Origin of the sequence: Phyllobacterium bourgognense (genome assembly GCF_003337575.1) — a bacterium.
GTDB classification, from domain to species: domain Bacteria; phylum Pseudomonadota; class Alphaproteobacteria; order Rhizobiales; family Rhizobiaceae; genus Phyllobacterium; species Phyllobacterium bourgognense.
In genome coordinates, this window is sequence record NZ_QPJM01000024.1 from 17,101 (window position 1) to 39,870 (window position 22,770).

General features: G+C 57.2%; 20 protein-coding genes and 2 pseudogenes. 10 read left to right on the forward strand and 12 right to left on the reverse strand.

All coding sequences use genetic code 11. The features are described from left to right. Positions 1–5 precede the first annotated feature (5 nt). Entirely contained in the window at positions 6–941 is a 936-nt protein-coding gene (locus tag C7476_RS24910) for a carbohydrate kinase family protein (RefSeq protein ID WP_114432628.1), read from the forward strand. Continuing rightward, positions 938–2,014, forward strand: coding sequence for an ABC transporter ATP-binding protein (locus C7476_RS24915; RefSeq protein WP_114432629.1), 1,077 nt, complete (start codon positions 938–940; stop codon positions 2,012–2,014). Before C7476_RS24910 ends, C7476_RS24915 begins: the two co-directional genes overlap by 4 nt. Before the next feature lie 2 nt (positions 2,015–2,016). Here the strand turns inward: C7476_RS24915 and C7476_RS24920 are convergent, their stop codons facing one another. The 4 genes from C7476_RS24920 to C7476_RS24935 all read right to left on the reverse strand — a co-directional run bounded on the left by C7476_RS24920 (position 2,017) and on the right by C7476_RS24935 (position 4,472). Further along, positions 2,017–2,391 (reverse strand): YbaN family protein, encoded by a 375-nt coding sequence (locus C7476_RS24920; protein ID WP_114432630.1) that lies wholly within the window; start codon positions 2,389–2,391, stop codon positions 2,017–2,019. A 67-nt stretch (positions 2,392–2,458) separates the two neighbouring features. Beyond that, positions 2,459–2,884 carry a hypothetical protein gene (locus tag C7476_RS24925; protein WP_114432631.1) on the reverse strand — a complete coding sequence of 142 codons (426 nt, stop codon included), beginning with the start codon at positions 2,882–2,884 and terminating at the stop codon, positions 2,459–2,461. Between the two features lie 109 nt (positions 2,885–2,993). Then, a complete protein-coding gene (locus tag C7476_RS24930; protein ID WP_147274731.1) occupies positions 2,994–3,686 on the reverse strand; it encodes a hypothetical protein in 693 nt (230 codons plus the stop codon). A 321-nt stretch (positions 3,687–4,007) separates the two neighbouring features. Then, complete coding sequence (locus C7476_RS24935; protein ID WP_114432633.1) at positions 4,008–4,472, reverse strand: Lrp/AsnC family transcriptional regulator; 465 nt, start codon at positions 4,470–4,472, stop codon at positions 4,008–4,010. Between the two features lie 104 nt (positions 4,473–4,576). Between C7476_RS24935 and C7476_RS24940 the strand changes: the two genes are divergently transcribed. The 3 genes from C7476_RS24940 to C7476_RS27935 all read left to right on the forward strand — a co-directional run bounded on the left by C7476_RS24940 (position 4,577) and on the right by C7476_RS27935 (position 7,116). Beyond that, the gene (locus tag C7476_RS24940) at positions 4,577–5,188 is read left to right on the forward strand and encodes a LysE family translocator (RefSeq protein ID WP_114432653.1); all 612 of its coding nucleotides are present in this window, start codon (positions 4,577–4,579) and stop codon (positions 5,186–5,188) included. Positions 5,189–6,343: 1,155 nt separating this feature from the next. Beyond that, positions 6,344–6,634: a hypothetical protein gene (locus C7476_RS28395; RefSeq protein WP_181872599.1), complete on the forward strand. Its 291-nt coding sequence runs from the start codon at positions 6,344–6,346 to the stop codon at positions 6,632–6,634. Positions 6,635–6,930: 296 nt separating this feature from the next. Next, positions 6,931–7,116 carry a hypothetical protein gene (locus C7476_RS27935; RefSeq protein ID WP_147274732.1) on the forward strand — a complete coding sequence of 62 codons (186 nt, stop codon included), beginning with the start codon at positions 6,931–6,933 and terminating at the stop codon, positions 7,114–7,116. A gap of 150 nt (positions 7,117–7,266) precedes the next feature. Here C7476_RS27935 and C7476_RS24955 read toward each other — a convergent pair. The 3 genes and pseudogenes from C7476_RS24955 to C7476_RS24965 all read right to left on the reverse strand — a co-directional run. Then, positions 7,267–7,987 (reverse strand): annotated as a pseudogene (locus C7476_RS24955) (recombinase family protein); the annotation flags it as partial. A 41-nt stretch (positions 7,988–8,028) separates the two neighbouring features. Next, positions 8,029–8,322 (reverse strand): type II toxin-antitoxin system RelE/ParE family toxin, encoded by a 294-nt coding sequence (locus tag C7476_RS24960; RefSeq protein WP_114432635.1) that lies wholly within the window; start codon positions 8,320–8,322, stop codon positions 8,029–8,031. Then, on the reverse strand, positions 8,322–8,627 hold the full coding sequence (locus C7476_RS24965; RefSeq protein WP_114432654.1) for a type II toxin-antitoxin system RelB/DinJ family antitoxin: 306 nt from the start codon (positions 8,625–8,627) through the stop codon (positions 8,322–8,324). The genes C7476_RS24960 and C7476_RS24965 overlap by 1 nt, the downstream gene beginning before the upstream one ends. A 448-nt stretch (positions 8,628–9,075) precedes the next feature. Between C7476_RS24965 and C7476_RS24970 the strand changes: the two are divergent. Together C7476_RS24970 and C7476_RS24975 are read left to right on the forward strand one after the other, a co-directional pair. Continuing rightward, a pseudogene (locus tag C7476_RS24970) lies at positions 9,076–9,783 on the forward strand (IS6 family transposase). 188 nt (positions 9,784–9,971) lie between these two features. Continuing rightward, entirely contained in the window at positions 9,972–10,208 is a 237-nt protein-coding gene (locus C7476_RS24975) for a hypothetical protein (RefSeq protein ID WP_147274733.1), read from the forward strand. A gap of 704 nt (positions 10,209–10,912) precedes the next feature. Here C7476_RS24975 and C7476_RS27940 read toward each other — a convergent pair. Together C7476_RS27940 and C7476_RS28940 are read right to left on the reverse strand one after the other, a co-directional pair. Next, the gene (locus C7476_RS27940; RefSeq protein WP_147274734.1) at positions 10,913–11,068 is read right to left on the reverse strand and encodes a DUF982 domain-containing protein; all 156 of its coding nucleotides are present in this window, start codon (positions 11,066–11,068) and stop codon (positions 10,913–10,915) included. Positions 11,069–11,932: 864 nt separating this feature from the next. Continuing rightward, positions 11,933–12,061, reverse strand: coding sequence for an ABC transporter (locus C7476_RS28940; RefSeq protein ID WP_114432639.1), 129 nt, complete (start codon positions 12,059–12,061; stop codon positions 11,933–11,935). Positions 12,062–12,845: 784 nt separating this feature from the next. On the opposite strand from C7476_RS28940, the gene C7476_RS24995 reads away from it, so the two are divergent. After that, positions 12,846–15,575 carry an aminotransferase class I/II-fold pyridoxal phosphate-dependent enzyme gene (locus tag C7476_RS24995; protein WP_114432640.1) on the forward strand — a complete coding sequence of 910 codons (2,730 nt, stop codon included), beginning with the start codon at positions 12,846–12,848 and terminating at the stop codon, positions 15,573–15,575. Between the two features lie 13 nt (positions 15,576–15,588). Further along, positions 15,589–17,286: an aspartate:alanine exchanger family transporter gene (locus C7476_RS25000; RefSeq protein WP_114432641.1), complete on the forward strand. Its 1,698-nt coding sequence runs from the start codon at positions 15,589–15,591 to the stop codon at positions 17,284–17,286. Positions 17,287–17,889: 603 nt separating this feature from the next. Here C7476_RS25000 and C7476_RS25010 read toward each other — a convergent pair. Then, on the reverse strand, positions 17,890–18,984 hold the full coding sequence (locus C7476_RS25010) for a porin (protein WP_114432655.1): 1,095 nt from the start codon (positions 18,982–18,984) through the stop codon (positions 17,890–17,892). Positions 18,985–19,490: 506 nt separating this feature from the next. On the opposite strand from C7476_RS25010, the gene aspT reads away from it, so the two are divergent. After that, positions 19,491–21,182 carry an aspartate-alanine antiporter gene (gene aspT / locus C7476_RS25015; protein WP_114432643.1) on the forward strand — a complete coding sequence of 564 codons (1,692 nt, stop codon included), beginning with the start codon at positions 19,491–19,493 and terminating at the stop codon, positions 21,180–21,182. 22 nt (positions 21,183–21,204) lie between these two features. Here the strand turns inward: aspT and C7476_RS25020 are convergent, their stop codons facing one another. Both C7476_RS25020 and C7476_RS28945 read right to left on the reverse strand, forming a co-directional pair. Further along, on the reverse strand, positions 21,205–21,894 hold the full coding sequence (locus C7476_RS25020) for a MarC family protein (protein ID WP_114432644.1): 690 nt from the start codon (positions 21,892–21,894) through the stop codon (positions 21,205–21,207). 484 nt (positions 21,895–22,378) lie between these two features. After that, positions 22,379–22,660: a hypothetical protein gene (locus C7476_RS28945; protein ID WP_245426564.1), complete on the reverse strand. Its 282-nt coding sequence runs from the start codon at positions 22,658–22,660 to the stop codon at positions 22,379–22,381. Positions 22,661–22,770 lie beyond the last annotated feature (110 nt).

A 22,770-nucleotide genomic window follows, 5' to 3' on the forward strand; every position in this document is an offset into this window, starting at 1 on the left:
GAGTGATGCAGCCACTCGCCGTCATCGGAAACGTCAATGTCGATTTGATCCTCGGCCCGGCCGATCCATGGCCGACGCCCGGAACCGAGATCATGGTGGACTATGACGAATTGCGCGTCGGCGGTTCCGCCGGCAACGCGGCTCTCACCTGGGAAGGGCTCGGTCTCGATTTCCAGATCGCCGCCAATGTCGGCAATGACCAGTTCGGCGAATGGCTGCGACAGGGTTTCGGCAAGCATTCGGCGCGCTGGCCGGTTGCCCCCATGGGCACGACCCTCTCCGTCGGAATTACTCACCCGAATGGCGAGCGTACTTTCTTTACAACGCGCGGTCACATCGCGGCGTTGTCCTGGCTCGACGTCATTACGACGCTCGACACCGAGCGGCTGAAGGGCGGCACCGCAATCCTTTGCGGCTCCTTCCTGACCGACGCCCTCGTTGCACAATATGACGAGTTGTTCGATTGGGCCGATGCCAATGATATCCGCATCGCGCTCGATACCGGCTGGCCGATCGATGGCTGGACCGCGGCCAACCGCAGCAGGGCCCGCGGGTGGCTGGCGCGCTGCCACATCGCCCTGTTCAATGAGGTCGAGACGACGCGCCTCGCCAACAGCGTCGAGCCTGCCCAAGCCGCGCACAGGCTCAAGGCCCTGATGCCGAGGGACGCCATCGTTGTCGTCAAGCGGGGACCCGATGGGGCGTTGGCAGTCGGCTCCGATGACAAGCTCGTATCTGTACCTGCTCCCCTGGTGCAGGTTGCCGATACGATTGGTGCCGGCGACGTCTTCAATGCCGCCTTCCTCGCCGCGCTCGCAAACGGCCAAACGCTCGGGACAAGCCTTGCGGCTGGTGTTCGCGTTGCGTCCAAAGCCATCTCCACCATTCCCCGCCGCTATGATGGAGCGGATCCGCAAACACCACCGGAGGAAGCTCCATGAGTGCGCTCGAGCTGATCAATGTTCGCAAGCGTTATGGCACCGTCGAAACGCTGAAGGGCATCGACCTGTCGCTTGCCAGCGGCGAGTTCCTCGTCCTGCTCGGCCCCTCCGGCTGCGGCAAGTCAACGCTTCTCAACATTATTGCAGGGCTCGCCGAAGCGACAGAGGGTGACGTGCGTATCGGTGATCGTTCGGTCACCGGCGTGCATCCCAAGGACCGCGACATCGCCATGGTGTTCCAGTCCTATGCGCTTTATCCGAACATGTCCGTGGCGCGAAATATCGGCTTCGGCCTTGAGATGCGCAATGTACCCGCGGTCGAGCGCACCGAGGCCGTGCAAAAGGCGGCAAAGATCCTGCAGATCGAAAATCTCCTTGGCCGCAAGCCATCCGAGCTTTCAGGCGGACAGCGGCAGCGCGTTGCCATCGGCCGTGCACTGGTGCGCGATCCGCAGATATTTCTGTTCGACGAGCCGCTGTCCAATCTCGATGCGAAACTGCGCATGGAAATGCGCACGGAGTTGAAGCGCCTGCACCAGATGCTGGGCACAACAATTGTTTATGTAACCCACGACCAGATCGAGGCGATGACGCTCGCAACCTGCATTGCTGTCATGCGCGACGGTCAGATCGAGCAGCTCGCCACTCCGGATGAGATCTACAATCGACCGGCCACCCGCTATGTCGCGAGCTTCGTCGGTTCGCCGCCGATGAACATGCTGGATGCGACGGTCGCCGACGGCATCGCGCAGATTGTTGGCTCGGTCAGTGGCATCCCCCTCCCCCAAGCATTACGGGAAAATGCCGCAAGGGCTCGCGATGTGATCATCGGCATACGCCCCGAGAGCCTGACGCTGGCGTCATCGGAAGACGCCGGCCTTGCCATCGAGGCGAAGGTGGAAGTGGTCGAACTGACAGGCCCGGAGCTGGTCGTTACCTCGACGATCGGCAGTCAGCGCCTGACAGCAAGCTTGCCTCCAAAGTCGCAAATCGCAGTGGGCGCGTCGCAGCGCTTCAACATTGATGCGAGCGCTTTGCACATCTTCGACAAGGCCACCGGCAAGCGCATCTAGACCTATGCGGCCAAGCTCGGGCGAGTCCAAACGTAAGCGGCGCAGGCGATGAAAAATAGAGCCACCACCCCTCCGAGCAGAGGTGACGGCCGGGCAAAATACATGAAAGTGGCGTAGCCCAATGCCATGCCGGCGCAAGCGATCCATTTTACGCGTTTCGGTATTGCTCTGTGTTCGCGCCACTGCACCAGTGGCGGCCCGAACACCGGATGTTCGAGCAACCACTTTTCAAATCGCGGCGACGAGCGACTGAAACACCAGGCGGCGATGATGAGAAAGATCGTCGTCGGTATGACGGGCAGAAGCACGCCAACGAAACCGAGCGCCACCATCACCCATCCGAGCACGAAATAAAATGTACGTTTTGTGCCGCTCATCCCGCGCGATTCCCGATAACCTTGGAACGGTTTACATGGCCGGACGCAGAATGTCAGCCCGGTGCATTCAAAGGCCTAGATGACCTTTCAGGCCCGGTACAGAATCCAGAAGCTGATCGACAAGTTTTGGATCGGCGTATTTCTTGGCATGGGCCAGCACCGCAGCTCCGGCTTCCTGGATCTGTTCGACGGTCAGCCCGCTCTCTTTGAGAGCGGCCACACCATTGACGAGCGCGCCAACCTTTTCGCCCGCCGCGCCCCCAAGCATGCTGGTTACGCTCGACAGGAAGCCGCCCGACTGCGCCCCGCTTGCCATGACATCGAAGTTTTGAGCAAGTTCGGTAGCACCGGGGATTTTTGCGAATAGTGTTGCTGCTTGTTCGGGAGCCTCATGCTGGAGCACTGAGAGCACTGTTCCTGCTGCCTTCTCCGCCACTTGTGGATCGAGATTGGCTTGCATAGCAATTGAATCGACGAGATCCTGAATAGGCATGATTTTCTCCTGATGTTGATTGATGCGTCGATGAACAGTGAAGGTTCTAGCGAAATCGCCCGGACTGGGTGCCCGGGCGATTCTATCGTATCCCTAATTTCAATCAGGATTATTCGGACTTGAGGCGCGTATTGCAGGCGCTCCAGTATTGGGGCCACGTCATGCCGCGGGTTTTGTTGCTTGCCTTGGCTTGCTGCCACTGATCGCCGCATTCGCTGATGCGTGCCCGGAATGCGACCTGAGCGGGAGACAGAGGCTTGCCATCGGCGGAGGTCTGTGCCTTGGCCACCTGTGTCTTGGTTGTTTTGGTAGCAGCCTTGGTGGGTGCTGGTTCGTCAGGAACGGTCGCATCCGAATCGTCCGATTTCAGACTGTCGCTACAGGCCGAAAGGAACTGCGGCCACTTCTGGCCATTGAGCGTGCCCGCCGTTTTGGCAGCCTGATACTGTGTGCTGCATTCCTTGGTGACGGCTTTTGCCGACATCCCGCCGCCGGTGGCTGCAGTCGCCGTTTGCGTCGTCTTGGCTGGTTTTGTAGCGGTATCCTTTGCCGTCTTTTTGGCAGGTGTCTTGTCGGCGGGCGCGGCTGCCGCTGCACCGTCGTCGGTCTTCAGCTTCGCGCTGCAAGCCGACAGAAAGTCCGGCCATTTCTGGCCTTTGAGCGTACCAGCCTCCTTGGCAGCTTGATACTGTGTGCTGCACGTCTTGGTAACAGATTGTGCCGATGCCGGGAGCGTGAGAAATGCCAGGCCAGCGCTGGCAATCACCGTCGCGGCGAGTATGTTGAAACGAAACAGGTTCATCGTGATCTTCCTTGCGATAGTGTACGCGTTTCCCCCGGGGACGCACCATGCGTTCCGGTTGGCGATGCCGCGATGCGTCCGTCCCTTTGGATAAAATGTTGTGTTGAGGCGTTCCTTCGAAGCCATCGCTTCGAAAAGTGTTCCGTGTGAAAATGTCTTGGGTTTAGCAATTCTGCAGGTGAATGACGCATCAGGTTAACCCGTGTCAGCGATCGACGGCATTGCCAGGGTCAGAATGCCGCTTTCATCTTTTGATTGCAAGCACGGATATAATGCTACCGTAGGTATTAGGCCGCGCCACGGATTGAAGAAATCCCGACCTCATAGCGGCAGAGTGTAGGTTTGCTTGACGATCTGACTTGGCACATCGGTTTTGACATTCTGAATTCCATTTTTCCGTGTCAGATGCGCGGCCTGAAAACGGCGGTAGTCATCCAGATTGGCTACGACCACGCGCAGCAGGGCGTCACTCTCCCCGAGCATGATGTAGCACTCCATCACTTGGGGAAGCTGCTGCATGGCGTCCATGAAGTGATCAATGGTTTCGGCATCCTGTGCGGTCAGCCAGACCCGTGCGAACATCGACAGACTGAGACCGACCTTCGCCGAATTGAGAACCGCGACATAGCGATCGATGATCCCGGCCTCCTCCAGGAGCTTGACCCGGCGCAAACAGGGCGAGGGTGACAAGCCCACCTCTTTGGCAAGTTCCACGTTTTGCAATCGCCCATCGCGTTGCAGGGCGCGAAGGATACGTCGATCTATGTCATCCAATTTTACTGGCATGTGATGCTAACTTTCTGGTCAATGAAGACTCCAATGCCAAATCTAGGTCCCAGAATGGCATCTTCGCAACCAAATTGCGAAACCCCTGCCCTATGATTCCAATCATGGACACAGGGACAATGATTTTCTTCACCGCAACCGTGCTGCCCTTGATATGCACGCCCGGCCCCGACATGCTCTTTGTGGCATCGCAAGCTTTGTCGGGCGGAGCATCCGCCGGACTACGTTCGACCGCAGGCGTTTGCCTGGGTTATGTGGTTCATTCCGCTCTCGCCGCCCTCGGCGTCGCAGCTATCATCGCTGCCTCCCCAATGCTGTTCGAGGCGTTGCGTTGGCTCGGTGTCGCGTACATGATCTATCTGGCTTTCCAGCTTATGCGATCTGCGATGAAGGCGGGGCAGCTCACCCTTTCGGCCGTATCTGCCAATCGTCAGCTCCGGCGAGGCTTCCTGACTGCGTTCCTCAATCCCAAAGGGATGATGATCTATTTTGCGGTCCTGCCGCAATTCATGCAGCATGGCGGAAGCATTCCTCTGCAGGTGCTCATCCTGTCTGCGATCTTCATCGCCCTTTGTGGGACCGTCTACATGAGCCTCAGTCTCGGGATCGCAGCAGTCGGAAGGAATGGTGGCTTCAGTGATTGTCGCCGCAGATGGGTTGAAGGAACAGCAGGCGCCTTTTTGATTGTCGCAGCCGGTCGCCTCGCGGCAATTTGAAGGGTGTGCAGTATCACTGCTATGCCATTCTCGCGGGAAACAGCTTAACCCTAGCACATTGATAATTCACAAACTTCACGTCGAAACGGAAGCGAATATCAGGATGACTTCTGCCAGATGGGCTTCGGATAGCGGATTGCGAGGGGTCGAAAAAGTGGATGAGCGCGCCAGCAATTGAGTTGTGACGATGTCACGGAAGGGTCGCATCTGTCAACGCGCCTTTTCGAAGTTGGAAATCCCTGCCCTTCAGTGTTAACGCCGGATGCCCGGGATAGCCTCGCCGATTCTTGTGGAAGAATCATCGAAATGGAAATGTAAACCCTCCACAAATGAAACGAGTTTCGCTGTATGTGAAAACAAGTGTTGAGCCCGCGCAAGCCTGGCTGTGTAAGGCGTTTGGGATTGTCGCCAAGAGGAAAGTTCTCAGCTGAGAACTTTCCTCTTGGCGTTTCCGCCTCTCGATCGACGAACAGTGATGCCCCTAAAAGTTCTCAGCTGAGAACTCCGTTGTCTTACTCTGACCGTATTGGCAGCCGCGACTTGTGTGCCGATTGCCGTGCACACGCAAATGCTTGGCATGCTGAGTATCGACGAATTCCTTCTGACGTTCGGAGAGCTACTTAAGTCAATCGAAACGGATGGCGTCGATGAGACTCAAGCTCGTTCACCAGCACATAACGCTTCATAGGCGATATCGTCCAACTGATTGGGTCGTCGTCGCGGAAGATGTCTCTGGCGAGTGGACGGCCATCTAGAAGCGGTTCCGGGCGATCGTGGATGTCCGCTCAACCCGCGTCAGGCCATGCCGCGCTGGAGCTAATCCTATGTGATCTGGCGACGCTACATGATGAAGTGCCTGTCGTCGGAAAGGCCAGGTAAGTGGTACAAATGAACGCCAATGAATCTCAGAATGAGCGCAGCAGCAAAATTTAATACCGATCCTAAACCTGATTTTGACCTGGCTTAAGAAACAGCCCTGGGTCCAAACGCGAGCTGGTAAAAGCCAAGGCTGAAGGTGCAGCAAAGGCCTATCCGCTTGGATTTGTGATGAAGGCCTGTCCGGAAATCTCTGACTACGCCACAAGGGGTTATCTCGGTATTTCATCCTCGGCCTACGAGGATGCGCTCGATATCTTCGGCTAGGAGAACACCGCATTGTCATTGCCTGCATCCTGCAGCGAGCCGAGAACATCAATCCGCGGGCGGTTACCTGCGGGCTTTGACCGGAAGGGCGAGGGCAGGGAGTTTTTCGTCGGGCCGATGCTGATGGCGGCGCTGAAGGCAAATGGTGTGCGTCTGCAGCTGGAGACCAGGTCGGGATCGTGGTCCAGTGGGCTGGCTATTCGCCGGTTCCTGGCTGTTGCAGCGGAGTGGTGGGCGTCAGGCTGGGTGGGGCATCTTCGGTTGAACAAAAAGCGAGTGCAGCCAGCAGCGCAAATCCCATGACAAGCACGAGGACGAAAAGGTACTGCTGTCTCATCTGTTTCCACCGTTTGAGCACAGTTCGATGCGCATCCTTCCATCCTCTACCCAGTACAGAACATAACCTCAATGGATAGAAGAGCGCCACTATGTCAAACCGCCCAGTCTTGGTTTGATTGCCTTTTTTGCGGTATCCGGCTTTGACCCCCGCCGGCACAGCCCGGTGTTTCGAGGTAGCACTCGTATATCTTCCGTATCTGGCTTGCGGCCTTTTGCTTCGATGTCTGGTCACCACTCATTATACCTTGGCGGAATTGTGAATGGCCAAGCAGAAAAACCCAGCGCCAGCGACCTTTGAGCGAACCGCCATCGATACGATAGATCCGGCCGACATCAATCCCATTCGGCGCTATCGCCGTGAACTCGTGCGAGGGCTCTTGCGCTTCAGCGCTGGTTTTCTGCCAAATGGTGTTATCCATGACCCTCAAACTCTGTTCTCGCCCTAATCGTTTCATCCAGAACGAGGATACCTTGCAAACGTGTCATCAAGATGTGGTGACGAAAATCTCTGGAGATCGTAGCGGCTCAGGCAAGCATGGGCGCTAGCTCCTTCCATTGTTGCGTTGAGCTCATGCGTCATTTCGATCATCAGGCGCTGGCGTGCGCCGAGGCGAGGGGACAATCAATCCTGGCTCAGCCAGTCTCTTGCGCACCAGCCGTTTTACCGAACGGCGCAGGCGATCAATCGACCATTTCTGTCCTGTCTCGCGGTTGAGACTTCGGGCGTCCCAGGGGTGATCCGGTGGCATGCGCTGCACGATTTGGCAACCACGATGAGATGGGATGGTCGTGGTCAAATCCGCGAGATGGCTGCGTTCTCGTGCCCGCGACGCCTTGGCAAGCGCATCTGGCCGCAGTGCACGGAAACCGGGTCGCCAGGCAGTTTATACCGGGATGTCGCCGCCTCGATCCGAGCTTTCGTGCGTCCGGAAATCAATGAGCGCTCCAATTGCGCGACAGCGCCCAGACCTGCAAAGAAAACACGCCTTGTGGTGTGGATGTATCTATCGGATCGTTAAGCGAGCGGAAATTTGCACCCGCCTCTTCCAATTGCTCGATTACCTGGAGCAGATGGCTGACGGACCGTGCCAGACGATCAAGCCGTACCACGACTAGCACATCGCCGGCTTTGATTTCGCGCACAAGTCCCGCCAGCACCGGCCGGGGGCCTGAAGCACCGGAGCCGTACTCCCCAAAGATTTGGTGGCAGCCGGCAGCCTTCAGCTCTATCAGCTGGGCATCATTCGCCTGCTCATCCGTGGATACACGCGCATAGCCGATGAGGCGGTTGATCGGTTTCTTTTGGCTGTGAATCATCGTTGAATGCGCCTGCAAGTGAACAGAGAGGTGGGCCTCATCTATTTTATGGCAATCTCATCTGGCCATATTTGCGCGCCGTGAAGAATGCGCAGGATGCGGGCCGTATCGGCTGTAACAGCGTAGGCAGCAACGTATGGCGTATGGGGAATAATTAATTCGCGCCGCTGCCCGAAGCGACCGGGTCTTCCGCTCTCTGGAACGTCCAGCACCCGGCGTACGGCCAAGACGATTTGCTCATCTACGCGCGTCGCTCCTCGTGGGTTCTCGGCTTGGGTATAAGTGAAAATGTCATCGCGATCGGAAAGAGCGAATTGCGCCCAAACGAGCTTCATCAGTGACCGGTCGCCGCCTTGCTTAGCGCCGCAGAGCGTCGATTCGCAAAATGAGCCTCGGCATCGGCGTCGTCGATGTCCGGCCGCGTGTCATCAAGGGCTTGTTGCACTTTCGCTCGAAACCAGGCGTCATAGTCGCTGCTGTTGCTGATGAGTTCCAGAGGCAAGGCACCTTCCCTGGCAGTGCGGGTCAATAGGATACGGACTGCATCTGAGACCGTAAGGCCCATGGTCTCTAGAACCGCTGTGGCGCGATCCTTCACCTCTGCATGTATTCGTGTCTGGACCAAAGCGTTTGAGGGCATCATTGAATCTTCTTTATTGCTTCAGGGCATTGTCATACATTGGAATAACAAATGGTAGGTGAGAAGAACTTTCGGCCTTCGAAATACGGCTTTGTATATTATCGGAAGTCGTGGATCACCGGTCGTTTGAAAATGCCGGTATTAGGCGAGCGAGCAACTCCACAGGCGGATAAAACGCCGGAAATATAAGGAAAACGTGCGCCTGGGCCACGTGAGAAGCGCGCCACACGCGGTTCGGGTTTGGCCGGCAACATTTGGCATGGCCGCGTCCCGCTTAAACACCATTTACAGTCCGATAAACAGAAGCTAAGCGTCAGTTAAGTGCGGTGTGGAGAAAAATATTAGCGTAAACAGTACGTTAATGTCCGTCTACAAGCTTCGGAATGAAACTCGCCAAGGGGCACCGTAACGTTAACACAGCATCGATGAAAATGTGATGTCTGGGGTGATGACCAGATTTGCACGTGATCCTCTCTATTGTGGCCACCGGTTTCCAGCGGAAGTGATTGCCCATGCCGTTTGGCTCTATTTTCGGTTTCCGCTCAGCCTACGCATGGTCGAGGATATGCCAGCGGCGCGTGAATCATCGTCTCTCACCGGACCGTGAGACTCTGGGCTAAGAAATTCGGCCGGCGCTTCGCCAATGATATCCGCAAGCGCTCAGCCGGCAGGCTCGGCGACAAATGGTATCTCGACGAGGTCGTCATCACTATTCAAGCACAGCTCTGGCGCGCTGTCGATCGGCATGGTTGGTCCTTGACGTTCTGGTCCAAAGCCGCCGCAGCGCCAAAGCTGCAAAGCGTTTGGTGCGCAAACTCCTAAAAAGACAGAACCGTTCGCCACGCGTGATAATCACCGGCAAGCTCCGATCCTACAGTGCCGCAAAACGCGATATCATGCCCGCGTCGAGCATCGTTCGCCGCACAAAGGACTGAACAATCGAGCGGAGAATTCCCATCAACCCGTCCGCCGGCGTGAGCAGATCATGAAACGCTTCAAGTCACCACGACAGCTTCAGCGCTTCCTTTCGATCCACGATCCGATCGCCAACCTCTTCCAAATTCCCCGCCACGAGACCCCATCTCACCATTATTGCGAGCTGCGAGCATCAGCAATGGAAGCGTGGTACCAAATAGCATGCCTTCGCGCCGCCTGAACCGAAGCGTCACTCCCAGATCTTGTTTTCAGCCGTTAAGTTTACAGTGCCTGCGTGAGGTCGCTGACCATGCCGAGGTTTTCGAGCTGGGTGGATCGGGCGATGAAATAACTTAAACGATGCCGATTTTCAGGGAACATCCGCTCGAGCAGGAAGTTCACCTGCGTGGCGTTGGCGAGGAGAGACGGATGGCACAGATTAAGGGACCGGTATTACCTAATATAGACCCCAATCGATGGCTTGAATGTGAGCGTGCATTGGAAGAACGCTTCACTGAGATTGCAACAGGTGAAAAGCCATCGACTTTATCGTTTGCCGAATTGATCGACGATGCCATTGAGGCTGGTTGGACTGAGCGGGAGGTGGAGCGCGCACTTTTGGATCTGATGGAAGACAGATACGATCCAGACGAAGAGAGTGCCTAATGGCAGCACGAACATCCAATGCTGGACGAAATGTGAGACCCGCTGAAGAGATCGTCGACGCCGAGTCTCTGCTGGTCAAGAAGGACTAACCAGCAGACCGACGCGGGATTCAATGGGCGGTGACACACGCCGGGCCTCGTGCCGGAGCTCTTGGCTAATTAAAACGGCCCGTCAGCCTCACCGCCGGCGGGCTTCTTGGGGATTCCAGGGCTCGTCTGCCAGCATCAGTAATTTGCCATTTCCATCTTGTCGGTCCGAATTGGACCCATTCAGCATCCACGATGCTCGCATGACAGTTCAGTCTGGCCGTAGGGCGTATAGTGTCGATTAAACAGGGGATCGCCTTTGAGGCCCAATATCCAGAAATGCTGCAGATTTGTCATCATGACGCGCGCTCCTTAGTCGGCGTTCCAGTGCAGCCCCGCTATCTTTCCAGACGTGTTTCATTTTCAGCATTATCTGTTCCGAGCTTCGGTGTGGGAATTCTCGGGCGAGCGCAGGAACGAGCTTTAGCACGTCTGTCCTTTCCGGCAACGCATCGCTTGCGAATTTGGCCTGCGCATTGATTTCCAGCTTGAGCCTATCGTCATCAGTCATGGATGAGTATGAGGCTTTACACCAAGAAGCACAATCGCCCGGTCTAGTCCTGGCTTTCCCGCGCTTCCGGTCTCTCGGACGGGGGATGCGCTTTGGCGTCAGCCAATTCAGACATCCTTTTTCTCAAGCTCCGGGCAATCCACGTCGATGGGCCATTCTTCCAATATGAACTTTGCGGCATCGTAAGCCGTACCAATGCCGACCATCATGCCGGGCGTACTGGTGAGCACGGTTACGGGCGCGAATGCTCTGTAATCTTCCATACGGGAAGAGAAGCATAGCGGGGCAGAGGATTCCACTCCATCAATGTTGTTACTGTCAGGCCTTTTCGTTCGTTTTGATTTGCGTGCCTTGGCTGTAGCGCATCGTCTGTTTTGATGGTCCTCCCATGGTCCATGCGGAACACGCCGTCCATCCCACCTTGCGCAATGAAATCGCTTTCAAGTTCGACCCAGCTTCCCATGTAGGCACAGCATTTGGTGCAATGGATTGCGCTGCTCCTGGTCACATTTTCGGCGAGGGTAAGATAAATTGTGTGGCAATTCGGACACTCGAGTTTGCTGTCCAGTTTTTTCGTCAAATCCGTTCCGATCACTTGTGCAGTTTGCGCGATATGAGTGTCTACCTCGTGCTCAATTCAGCTGGTGTGGATCGATAGTGTCGAGATTCATCAGAAGAGTTCGCGCTTGACCGCCATGCCGGCCAGTCGGCCAAAGTCTCGTCACCGCGCTCAAAAAAATCATGATCGTGAGTGTCGTACATCAGCCAGCGGATGCAGAAGCGGATCGCGCCCGAGGAATTGACAAGCCCTGCGGTGTGCCCTTCCCAAGATACGCAGGTCGTCTTGGGTGTAATCGTGGTCAAACGTGCAAAATGGCATAAGGTGCTCCGCCTCTTGGCGGGAGCACAGCCCATCTCTCAAGTGCCGACGGGCCTCTAACGTACCCGGCGATGTGAGGATTGTAGGCCTCTCTGGGTTAATTGCGAGTCTTCTGGAAAGCCCCGCTGCTCCAGGGCTTTGGATGGTCACGGCCACGGACGGAATCGCACGTCGTGTATAGGGCCGGTGTCTTGCGATCGATGGAATGGGAAGGTGTACTCACCTTCCCATAACACAGAAGCAGCCTTTATTTATACACTGGCGCTGCAGTCGGTTCTGCCATTGGCGGAGGCGCTTTTCCTTTGCCGATTGATCCGCAGGCACTTAAACTCATAGCTGTTAGTACGGTAACGACGGTGATCAGAGCTCTATTCATGCGAAGATCCTTTTCATCAAGTTGAAGTAGGCCAACGACTCGAAGGCTAACATAGATAGTGTTAAGCGGTAGGCGTTGGGATCGAGAAACATGTGGGTAGTGCCCCAATAGCCACACCTGAGTTCCGTCGAGGCTGCGCGGACCTATATCGGCTTCTTCTCAATGGACCGCTTCGAGGAGGCGGTAGTCGCTTTCGAAAAAATCAATCCAGAGGGCAAAGAGGGCGAAATATTGGGACTTTTGGGTCAAGTACATTCGGCTGCCGTTTCTCAGTCTTGAAACATCCCGCAATGCTCCTCCGGCCGAGACTATGTTACTGTATCATACACCCGCGTATTTCGCCCGCAACGCGTCCCAGAGGAAGTGCGGCGAATGCCGGCTGTTGCCACCGCCAAGCGGCGTGAGGATCGACAGAGGTGGCGTCTCACCAATGGCGGGTAGACCTACTTGACGTATCTGCGGTGGTGCGTTCTGTCCGCTTTGTTGCTGATATCATTGCCGATTTTCGCCACTTTCCACGGAAGATGTCCTCGTCACCCACCACAATAATCGTCATAGTCGGCACGAATACATGGGCGTGAGACTAGCAGGCGTGCAAGTAGCATGAGTATCAGTCGTCCTTCGCAACTGTTAGATACTGTAACGTACTTGCTTATTCGCGCAGGCAAAAGCCATGATCGGGAGACACGGCTTTGCAACGCGACTGTGCGACCCCGCTGAAGGTGGCCCCAGCTTCGATGATGCCGACTAACTCAACTCGACACTGGAGGCAAGGAGACAGGTGATGACGACGAAAGCCAAGACATCCGAACACCGGATCGACCATTTCTTCTCAATGCCGGCTGCACGCGCCGATCGCTGGCGTGATATCGTGGGCGCTTCGCGGGCCTGGTCGAGCGGGCGGTCCGACAAGGCCACGGTTGAAGCAGCTTTTGCCGAGTTGGGGCCCATCGAGGAGTTCCACGCGTTTCCCGGCCCCGGACTGATGGCGGCGCTGCGCGACAAGTTGCAGAGCGAGAATGCTGTTGGCTTCACCGAACTGGTGCGGCGCGTTTCTGCCGCCATTGTCACACGCGACTTCAAGTACGACGCAGCCGAGTGGGGTACTGCCGAGGACGTTGCCGACTCGCCCGCCGACGTTCTGCCGCCGACGCTGGGTGGCCGGGAGGCAAGGCGTCCCTATTTCGAGATGCTGATGGTCGCACCTGGTGCCACCACGCACGCCGTCTATCAAATCGCGGAGATGCGGAAGTTGCGCCGGCCGGAGGACGCGTTCATCTACGAAATGGTCGCGGTGGAAAGCTTCGAGGATGCGATCTGCGCCGCCATCATAAATCCCTATATTGCCGCCGTGACGATTTTCGAGGGCTTCACCTATACCTCGCGCCACCCGGCTCCCGTGCTGCGGAGTGTTCTGGCAAACCTCGTGCCGGAGGAAGCGAGAAGGGAAGACGCTGATCTGTCGCTGCTGTTGGCCAATTCGCTGAAGCGCTTGCGCCCGGAGCTCGACGTCTATCTGCTCTCGGATCGCCGGGTGGAGAGTTTGGCCGGCGATCCGCGGGCCGCTTCCATACGTCGCGTGCTCTATGCCATCGAGGAACCGTTGGAACTCCATCTATCCGTGCTCGAAGGCATTCAGCGGCGCTTCGAAACTCCTTTCTTCGACAATTTGAAGAAATACGCCCGGCGGCCGATCAGCACTTTCCATGCGCTTCCGATCGCCCGTGGCAAGTCAGTGTTCAAGTCCGACTGGATCCGCGATATGGGCGAGTTCTACGGCATCAATCTGTTTCTTGCAGAAAGCAGTGCGACAACCGGCGGTCTCGACAGCCTGCTTGAGCCGACGGGCAACATCAAACGTTCACAGGAGATGGCCGCTCGCGCTTTCGGAGCGGACCACGCGTTCTTTGTGACCAACGGAACCAGCACGTCGAACAAAATGGTGCACCAGGCGATTGTGGCCCCGGGTGACATTGTCATCCTCGACCGCAATTGCCATAAATCCCATCACTACGGCTTGGTGCTTGCGGGCGGGCAACCGCTCTATGTCGACGCATTTCCGATGACCGAATACTCGATGTACGGCGCAGTGCCTCTCTCCAGCGTAAAAAAGGCGCTTCTGGATCTTAAGGCGGAGGGTAGACTCGATCGGGTCAAGATGGTGGACCTGACAAACTGCACCTTCGACGGCCACATCTACAACACGCGCCGCGTCATGGAGGAATGCCTCGCCATCAAGCCGGACCTCGTGTTCCTCTGGGATGAGGCATGGTTCGGTTTTGCGCGTTTTTCGCCCATATTACGTCCCAGAACCGCAATGGGCGCAGCGTCGGCCATCGGCGCTTGGATACACGATCCCGCTTCGATCAAGGCATACGAGAAGCAACAGGACGAGCTCGGTTCGGACCCTTCGGCCGATAAGTTGCTGGAGACGCGGCTGATCCCCGACCCGCGTAAGGTACGGGTTCGCGTCTATCAGACCCATTCTACGCACAAATCGATGTCGGCGCTGCGTCAAGGCTCCATGGTGCTCGTCAAGGACGTCGACTTCCACACAGTTGAATCGCAGTTCCATGAGGCAGTTTTCACCCATGCCTCGACCAGTCCGAACCAGCAACTGATCGGCAGTCTGGACGTGGCGCGGCGGCAGATGGAGCTGGAAGGCTACGGCCTCGTGTTGAACGCGATCGAGATATCGCTCTCCATTCGTCGCGAGGTCAACTCCCATCCCTTGATCTCGAAGTATTTCAAGGTGCTCGGTGCTGATGGCATGGTTCCGGCGGAATACCGCAACAGCGGGTTCGTAGATTTCCTGGCTCCAGGCACGACATGGGCCGAGCAGGTCCGCAGCATGCACGAAGACGAGTTCTGCCTCGACCCCACCCGGATGACGTTGGTCTGCGGAACGGCAGGTTTCGACGGAACCGAGTTCAAAGCGCTGCTCGCCAATACTTACGATATCCAACTCAACAAAACGTCGCGCAATTCGGTCCTTCTGCAATCCAACATCAACAATACGCGCAGCGATGTCGCGCAGTTGCTCCGCGTCCTGCTGGAGATCTGCAACAGCATTGAGGCCCGCCTGGTTCATGGGGGCAGCGGAGAGCAGGACGCTTTCGCAGCCCGGGTGAAGTCTTTGATGACCGATGTGCCGGACCTGCCGAACTTCAGTCGCTTCCATGAGGCGTTCCGTCAGGACGCGGGGCGGTCCACGCCCGAGGGAGACATGCGCACCGCCTTCTACGGTGCCTACGACGCCGCGGGTTGCGAATACGTGACCCTGCACGGAGAAGAATGCGACCGCCGGCTTCGTGAAGGGCCGGAAATGGTCTCGGCCAATTTCGTCATTCCTTATCCACCCGGCTTCCCGATCATGGTACCCGGCCAGGTGATCACACAAGAGACCATCGAATTTATGCGCAAGCTCGATGTGAAGGAGATCCACGGCTACGAGAAAGCGCGCGGGCTCAAGCTTTTGCGGCCTGATGTCATCTCCGCCAAGTCGAAACGCTAAAGGGAAAAGCGATATGCAAACATTCTTCGAGTTTCTCAATGCCAACCCCTTCATGCTGCTCTTCCTGACCGTAGGGCTCGCGGTTTGGATAGGACGGCAGAGTGTTATGGGCTATGGGCTCGGCATGGTGGCGGCTGCCATAATCGTCGGTTGCGGTCTCGCCGTCGTCGGATCGATTTATGGCGTAAAGTTGGAGTTGAACAATTTTACGAAGAGCATGTTTTATTACCTGTTCATGTACGGCGTTGGACTGCGGGTCGGACCGTCGTTCATGAACAGCTTGGGCGGGGACGGAATCAAATTCACCGTATTGGCCTTTATCAGTTGTATCGTGGGACTGACGATCGTTGTGCTCGGCACAATGATCTTTGATCTGCCGTTAGGGACCGCAGGCGGAATGTTGGCCGGCTCTCAAACCATGTCTGCGGCGATTGGATCGGCCGAACAAGCCGTGACCTCAGGAGCGATAGCTCTGCCGGCCGGCACGACACCCGAGCAGGCGAGCGCGATGATTGCACTGTCTTACGGCATCACCTACATCTGGGGTACGGTCGGCATCATCTTGATCACCAAGTATCTGCCCAAGTGGTGGGGAGTGGATGCCCGTGCCGCGGCCCGCGCATACGAGGCCGAGCACGGGGTGGCGAGCGGCGATGCACCGACGCTGTCCGGCTGGACGGCCGGAGGGCTACGCGCCTATCGGCTCGAGAACGCGGCCTGGAAAGGGCGCACAGTCCGTGAGTTGCTGCACGAGAATCCGGAATACCGCGTAGTGAACGTGGTGCGGGGTGGTGCGCCCCAGGAACTCACTGGAACGCTTTCACTCCAACTTGGCGACGTCATCGCGCTCGGCGGCCGGCGGGAGACGCTCTCCGACAAGATGGGCTTGATCGGGCCGGAAGTCGCAGACAAAATTGCACTCGACATCCCGCTCGACTCTGCGGAGATTCTCGTTACCAACGGCGAGATCGTGAAGAAGACACGCGAGGAATGGCGGGCTCTGCCGGGGGTCGATCAGCTGCAGGTAGCGGCACTGGAGCGAGGCGGAGTGCGGCTACCCATAGGAAACGACACCAAGCTACAGCGGATGGACGTGGTGACCGTGGTCGGACTGAAGGATGCGGTCAACAAAGTTGGAGCACTGTTCGGACGGGTAGTAAGGCCGTCCAGCGCGACCGACCTTCTGACCCTCTCGCTCGGCATGATCTTGGGCTTGTTGATCGGTGCAATCCAGTTCCCTGCGTTTGGGGCATCGATTGGACTCGGCAATGCAGGCGGCCTGTTGGTCGCGGGCGTGATCGTCTCGTCGGTGGCATCCCGTTTGCGCTTCTTCGGCAATACCCCCTCGGCAGCCCGCAACATCCTGGAAGATCTCGGCCTCGTCGTGTTTGTCGCCATCGTTGGAATCAATGCCGGCAACTCGCTCCTTGCTCAGTTGACCGGGGCCCTCGCGCTCAAGATTTTCGTCGTGGGCTTCGTCGCCTGCTCGGTTCCGCCAGTCTTAGTCTGGGCCATCGGGTTCCACATATTCAAAATGAACCCGGCTATCCTTATGGGCGCTGTAGCCGGCGCGCGCAGCCACAGCGGCCCTTGCCGAGAGGCAGCCGTGGAAATCCAATCGAACGTACCCTGGATCGGTTTCCCCGTCGGCTATGCGGTTTCAGGGGTCCTGCTCACGGTGTTTGGTTACTTCGCGATGCTCTTGTCTTGACAGCCCCCTTTGGACGATACGGATGCTTTGGCGATGACGACGGCTGAGTGTCGAGCAGAATCAAAGAGAGGACTACTTGGTCAATTGTCTGGAGGCTTGAACATGAATAGAAATCAGCTTCTGACTTCGCTACAAACGACCAAACGCGATGGACCGGGTTTCGGGGATACTCGTTACGTCCGACGCCTATAATGTCTGCTTGCCGTTGACTAAGAGGCGGTGAAAGCGAACAACTCAATCAGGCTCGGGCTAAACATCGGTGGGCAAAGACCAAACCGCTTCGGCACATCCAACTGTCGGTATATTCAGGCCTTGGGGCAGGGTAACTCAATCCGCTCACGTGACGACAGCAGAGGCCAGGCTCAGTCGTCCACTCAAGCCGGTCAACGTTGCCGGCGTGGCTCGGCGCTGCGCGACTGGCGTTATAATTGCCGAGGCTGTGAACCGAGAGCAATACCCAGTTGAGCGACAAGGTTCGTCGTTCTCGCACGCGACGCAGTGGGCCTTACTGTTCGCGTTTGCCATTTCGCCGCGGAATGCAGGGCCGGTGGAAAGACATAGCGGTTCCACGCACCCTCCCGGCGTCCTATCCACGCCCTGCACTTAGAAATTGCGTTGGAAGCGCACAATACCCCCGACCGCATCGTCCTCTCCACTATCAAGGAGGGCTTCCTCTTTGCGTGCGCCGCCGAACTTAGTGTAGTTGACTTCCGGTCTGATCATGAAACCCGGAACAAGCTCGTAGTTCACGTTGAGGGCAAGCGCCCAGGTCCCTTGTTCTTCATAGGCGGCTTGCGCGTTGATGGTTGCCTTGTCGGTGACCTTGGCGGCAAACCCGCCCCACGCAGCCCAATCGCCTTCCCATGGCCCATACCAGTTGCGATTTTGATTGGTGATGAACGAATCCTCGTCGTAGTCGGATTGATAGCCGCCCATTATCCAGGCGGATAACGCGTCAGTAAAATTGACGTCCAACCGCGCTTTGACCCCGATGTCTTCCTGCACCGAGTCGTAGCCGATGACCCCGGCGACCGTCCCCCAAGACTGTTCATATTTCACGCCGGCGAGAACGTGGGGCATATAATCATCGATGACGTAATCGTAACCATTCGTCTCCGAACCTTGCTCGGCGGCGATGATGGCAGAAAACCCGTTGCCGGCCTTATATGTATAGCTGATTGCGTTGCTGGACATACTGTCGGCACCGTATTGGATGACGTCGTCCCTGATGATGTTGCCAGCATAATTCAGCCAAGAACCGAAGATGACGTCATTGACACCGATCTGGAAACCGCCGAGTTCGATGAAGGCCTGATGAAGGAGGCCGCCTGCATCGTCGCCATTGGTGTATTGGAACCGACTATCGATGTAAGAGCGCAAAGTGCCAAGTTCTGTTTCGGTGCGCGCATCGAAACGCAGCTCGGCACGTGTGCGGGCGTACCACGTGTCGTTCTCACCGCCGACATGTCTGCCGGTGTAGACATTGTCGCCGCCGGCCACTTCAAAACGCAGATAGCCGCCAAATTTCAGGCAGGTTTCTGTGCCGGGGATATAGAAGAAGCCCGCGCCATAGGCATCGCAGACCCGGACATACTCGACCGGTTCGGGTTCAGCCACAACCACTGCATCCGCAGCATGCGCTGCCGATACGGCAATAATTGCTCCAGCAGAGGCTAGAAGAAGAGTTCGAACATCCATGCGGTCCCCCATCGGCGCTTGTATTTTGGCAACGTTCGAGTTGGTTCGAGTCCTGCAGTTTCAATGAATTTCGCAGCCATCCCTCAACCTGGATAAGAAATACCACGACAGGATTGTCATTGCTGTCACTCAAGGGCCACACTATGCCGCATTCCACCGGAACCTTAAACAAAAGACAGCCTGGCCACTACCTATGATGGAGCCTCACCTCGTGTCGTTACTGTAACGTACTTTCTTTTTGTTTCGACGGCTCGCATGCTTGGTGTGGACGACCGGCCTTGAGATAGCGGCCGCGGCAACCTTTGTCGGGCAAGCTGCTGACCCAAGAGACGATCGACTGCGAAAACTTGATGTGAAGGAAATCCACGGTACGAGAAAGCCAAGGCCCTCAAACTAATGCCACCTGAATGCGATCGCTGCAAAAGCGTTGAACGCGTTCTCCACGGCGCCTTGATACTGAACTGATCGTGTTCAAGCGCGAAGGTCGTCGCGGGGGAGATATGGCTATGGTTTGGTTCGAGCAATTCCTAGTCAAGTATCCGGAGCTCGCCGTGTTTCTTGCGATCAGCATCGGCTACTTGATCGGTGGCGTGAAGGTCAGAGGCTTCGGCCTTGGGCCTGTTACCGGCTCCCTCTTCGCCGGTATTTCGATCGGTCAATTCGCCCACGTTCCGATTGCCGGCATGGCGAAGTCGTTGCTGTTCCTTCTGTTTCTTTTTGGCATTGGCTATTCGGTCGGGCCGCAGTTCCTGCAGGCCCTCAAACGAGACGGGTTGAAGCCCGTACTGCTCGCCGTGGTTGTGTGTGTGACGGGGCTGCTCACTGCCATCGTAATCGCCAAGGCCCTGGGGCTTGATCCGGGCTTTGCTGCGGGACTCGTGTCGGGGGCGCTCACGGAGAGTCCGGCGATGGGCACGGCGACCGAAGCCATCAACGCGCTCCCGCTTATGGAGGATGAGCGTGCCCGGCTGGTCGCACATGTCGCGGTAGCCGACGCGGTCTGCTACGTCTTCGGCGCCGTTGGCGTTATTTTGTTCTGTAGTGTGCTGGGCCCAAAATTGCTTGGCATCGACCTGGCGACCGAGGCGCTTAAGCTGGAGCACGAGCTCGGCATTACGCGGACGGCGGCGGGGGTCGCGTCCGCTTGGCATAGGTTCGAGTTGCGCGCCTACAGGATCGCGGAGGGCGCGCCAATCGCGGGACTATCCGTAGCTGCAGCTGAGGCTAAATTTCCGGAGCACCGGCTGTTCATTCAGCGCGTGCGACGCGGCGAGCGAGTTATTGAGGCAAGCCCGGAGTTCGTCTTGAGCCCAGGAGATGTTGTCGCGGTGTCTGGCAGGCGAGAGACCCTGGTGGAGTTGCTCGGTCAGCGTGCCGCCGAGGTAGAGGATCGCGACCTCCTCGATATCCCAGTGTCAGTCGCCGACGTCCTTGTAACAAGCCGGCACCTTGACGGCCGGAGTATCGCGGACGCGGCCAAGGAGGACTGGACCCGCAGCCTCTATCTGCGAGCCATCACGCGCGGGAGCCAGAACCTTCCGCTTGCACCTGGGATCTTGATGCAGCGCGGCGACATTCTGCGGTTGGTGGGGCCGGAGGCTGTCGTCTCGCGCGCCGCCAAGCGGGTAGGTGTCATTATCGCACCGACGGCCGCGACTGACTTCTTCGTTCTCGGCCTCGCAATCTTCCTTGGAGGGCTTGTCGGCGTTCTCGTCACCTTTCCTATCGGGGATATGCGGATCTCTTTGAGCACCAGCGTGGGAACCTTGCTGGCGGGGCTGGTCGTGGGGCATATGCGCACGCGCTTTCCGCTCTTTGGCCGCATACCGGACGGAGCCGTCTCGCTGATGACGGCACTTGGTCTTGCCGCCTTCGTGGCAATGACCGGCCTCCATGCCGGCCCCATCTTCTTCTCAGCCATCGCGGAGGCGGGCATCGGCCTGCTGTTCGGCGGCGTGGTCGTTACTCTGATGCCCATGTTCGTAGGACTCTACGTCGGGCGCTACCTGCTCGGCATGAACCCCATACTGCTCCTCGGCGGGCTGGCCGGTGCGCAGACGATGACCGCCGGCATGGCAGCTGTGCAGGACCGGTCGGGGAGTCCGGTTGCCGTGCTCGGCTATACACCAGCGGTCCCCATTGGACATATCCTGCTTACAACCTGGGGAACGGTGATCGTGGGGGTCATAGCCGGCTAGATTCGACTTACCCTATAACCGATTATGGCGTGGGTAGCGGTGGAGAAGAACCTGCGTAGAGAACGGATCTCAACAGCTCGCTTCCGCCCGACCAGAGGATCTGCAAGCCGAGGCAAAACAGAATGAATGCCGAAAGCCGCACGGCGATATCGGTGCCGCCAGGGCCCAGAATCCTTTGGCTGCGATCCGCATAGCTGAAGCAAAGCAGGATGGTCAATGCCAGAACGGCTATGGCGACGACGCTTGCCATGACGAATGTGAGCCTTTCGGCAGGACCCGTAACCGTCGCCTCCGAAAGCCCGATGCTGATCACCACGGCCATGGAGCCTGGCCCTGTCGTGAGTGGGAGGGTCAGCGGATAGAAGGCCTGATCCAGCAGATTGGTGCGCGGAACTCCGCCTGCCGGCGCTTCCAGTTCCTTCTTGCTTCCTTCATTGAGGAGTTTCCAACCTGAGACAGCGACAATGAACCCGCCAGCGACGCGAAGTATGGGAATTGAAATTCCGTAAAACTGGAGGATGAGCGCGCCAAGCAAGAACGAACAGACCAGGAGGACGAACGAGTTGAACGCGATCCGCCGCGCAAGGACAGCGCGGATCTCAGGTGTTGCCCCACGGGTCAACCCGAGGAAGACGAGTGCGGAACCTGGCGGATTGACCACCGGGAAGATCGATGCCAAGACGAGGACGAACGTATTTATGGTCGCGTTCATTTAGGCGGGTCCATCTTGATGAGCCGGCGGTGCCGGGACTTCGGGATGTTTTCATGGCGATCCCGGCTGGACGTCTCGGTCATCCATCGCCTTTCGAACCATGCGCGGTTTAACGACTCGGCCGTTCTCTTGCAAAACAGACCATACATCGATCCTGATCAGCTTGCTACGCTATGTTTGTCGAGGCAGTACGGGCCAAATGGATCCGGCGGTCCGGGTTGCTGTTTCCAATGGTTAAAGCCCTTCGAGTCGACTGGGCCGGTTTGCCCTATCGCAGGGGAAAATCAAATGCACGAAGGTGGGCCTTGGGTTGACAAAATGACCTTGTTACCTAGGGAAAGTCCCGATTGTGGCAAGGCCTCTTTACGACATAATTAATTGTCCAATCGTGTCCATACCCGTCCCGATTGGTTACCCCTACCCGTCGTTGTGCTTGAACCCCAACGGCGGGTCTTTTGCGCCAGTGCTCGCTACGAGCGTCCGGTCAATGCTTGAGGCACTTTTTTCCCGCTGCCATTGCCTTGAAAGTCCCCTTCAGATCGACGACGAAGGTCCCCTTGGTTTCGGGAAACACGGTCATTTCATATTTCTTTGCTACGTCTCGCTTGAGATTCGGGTCGTCTGTCAAGATATAGCCGCCAGAAAGTCCGCCTTTGAGTTCGCCGCTCGTGCTGGTAGCCACACCCTTATAAAGATTGCGGTCGAGGGCGACGAAGATGTCCGTCGTGTTCCCGTTCTTAAGGCCGATATCCGCCTTAGTGAACACGCCCGAGATACCCGACCTCCTGATTTGCGGTAACGCCCATTTGCACCGAACCTTGGCCAAAGTCGCGCACGATCAAACAATCTCCGCGAGTTTGATTTGTATAGATGGTT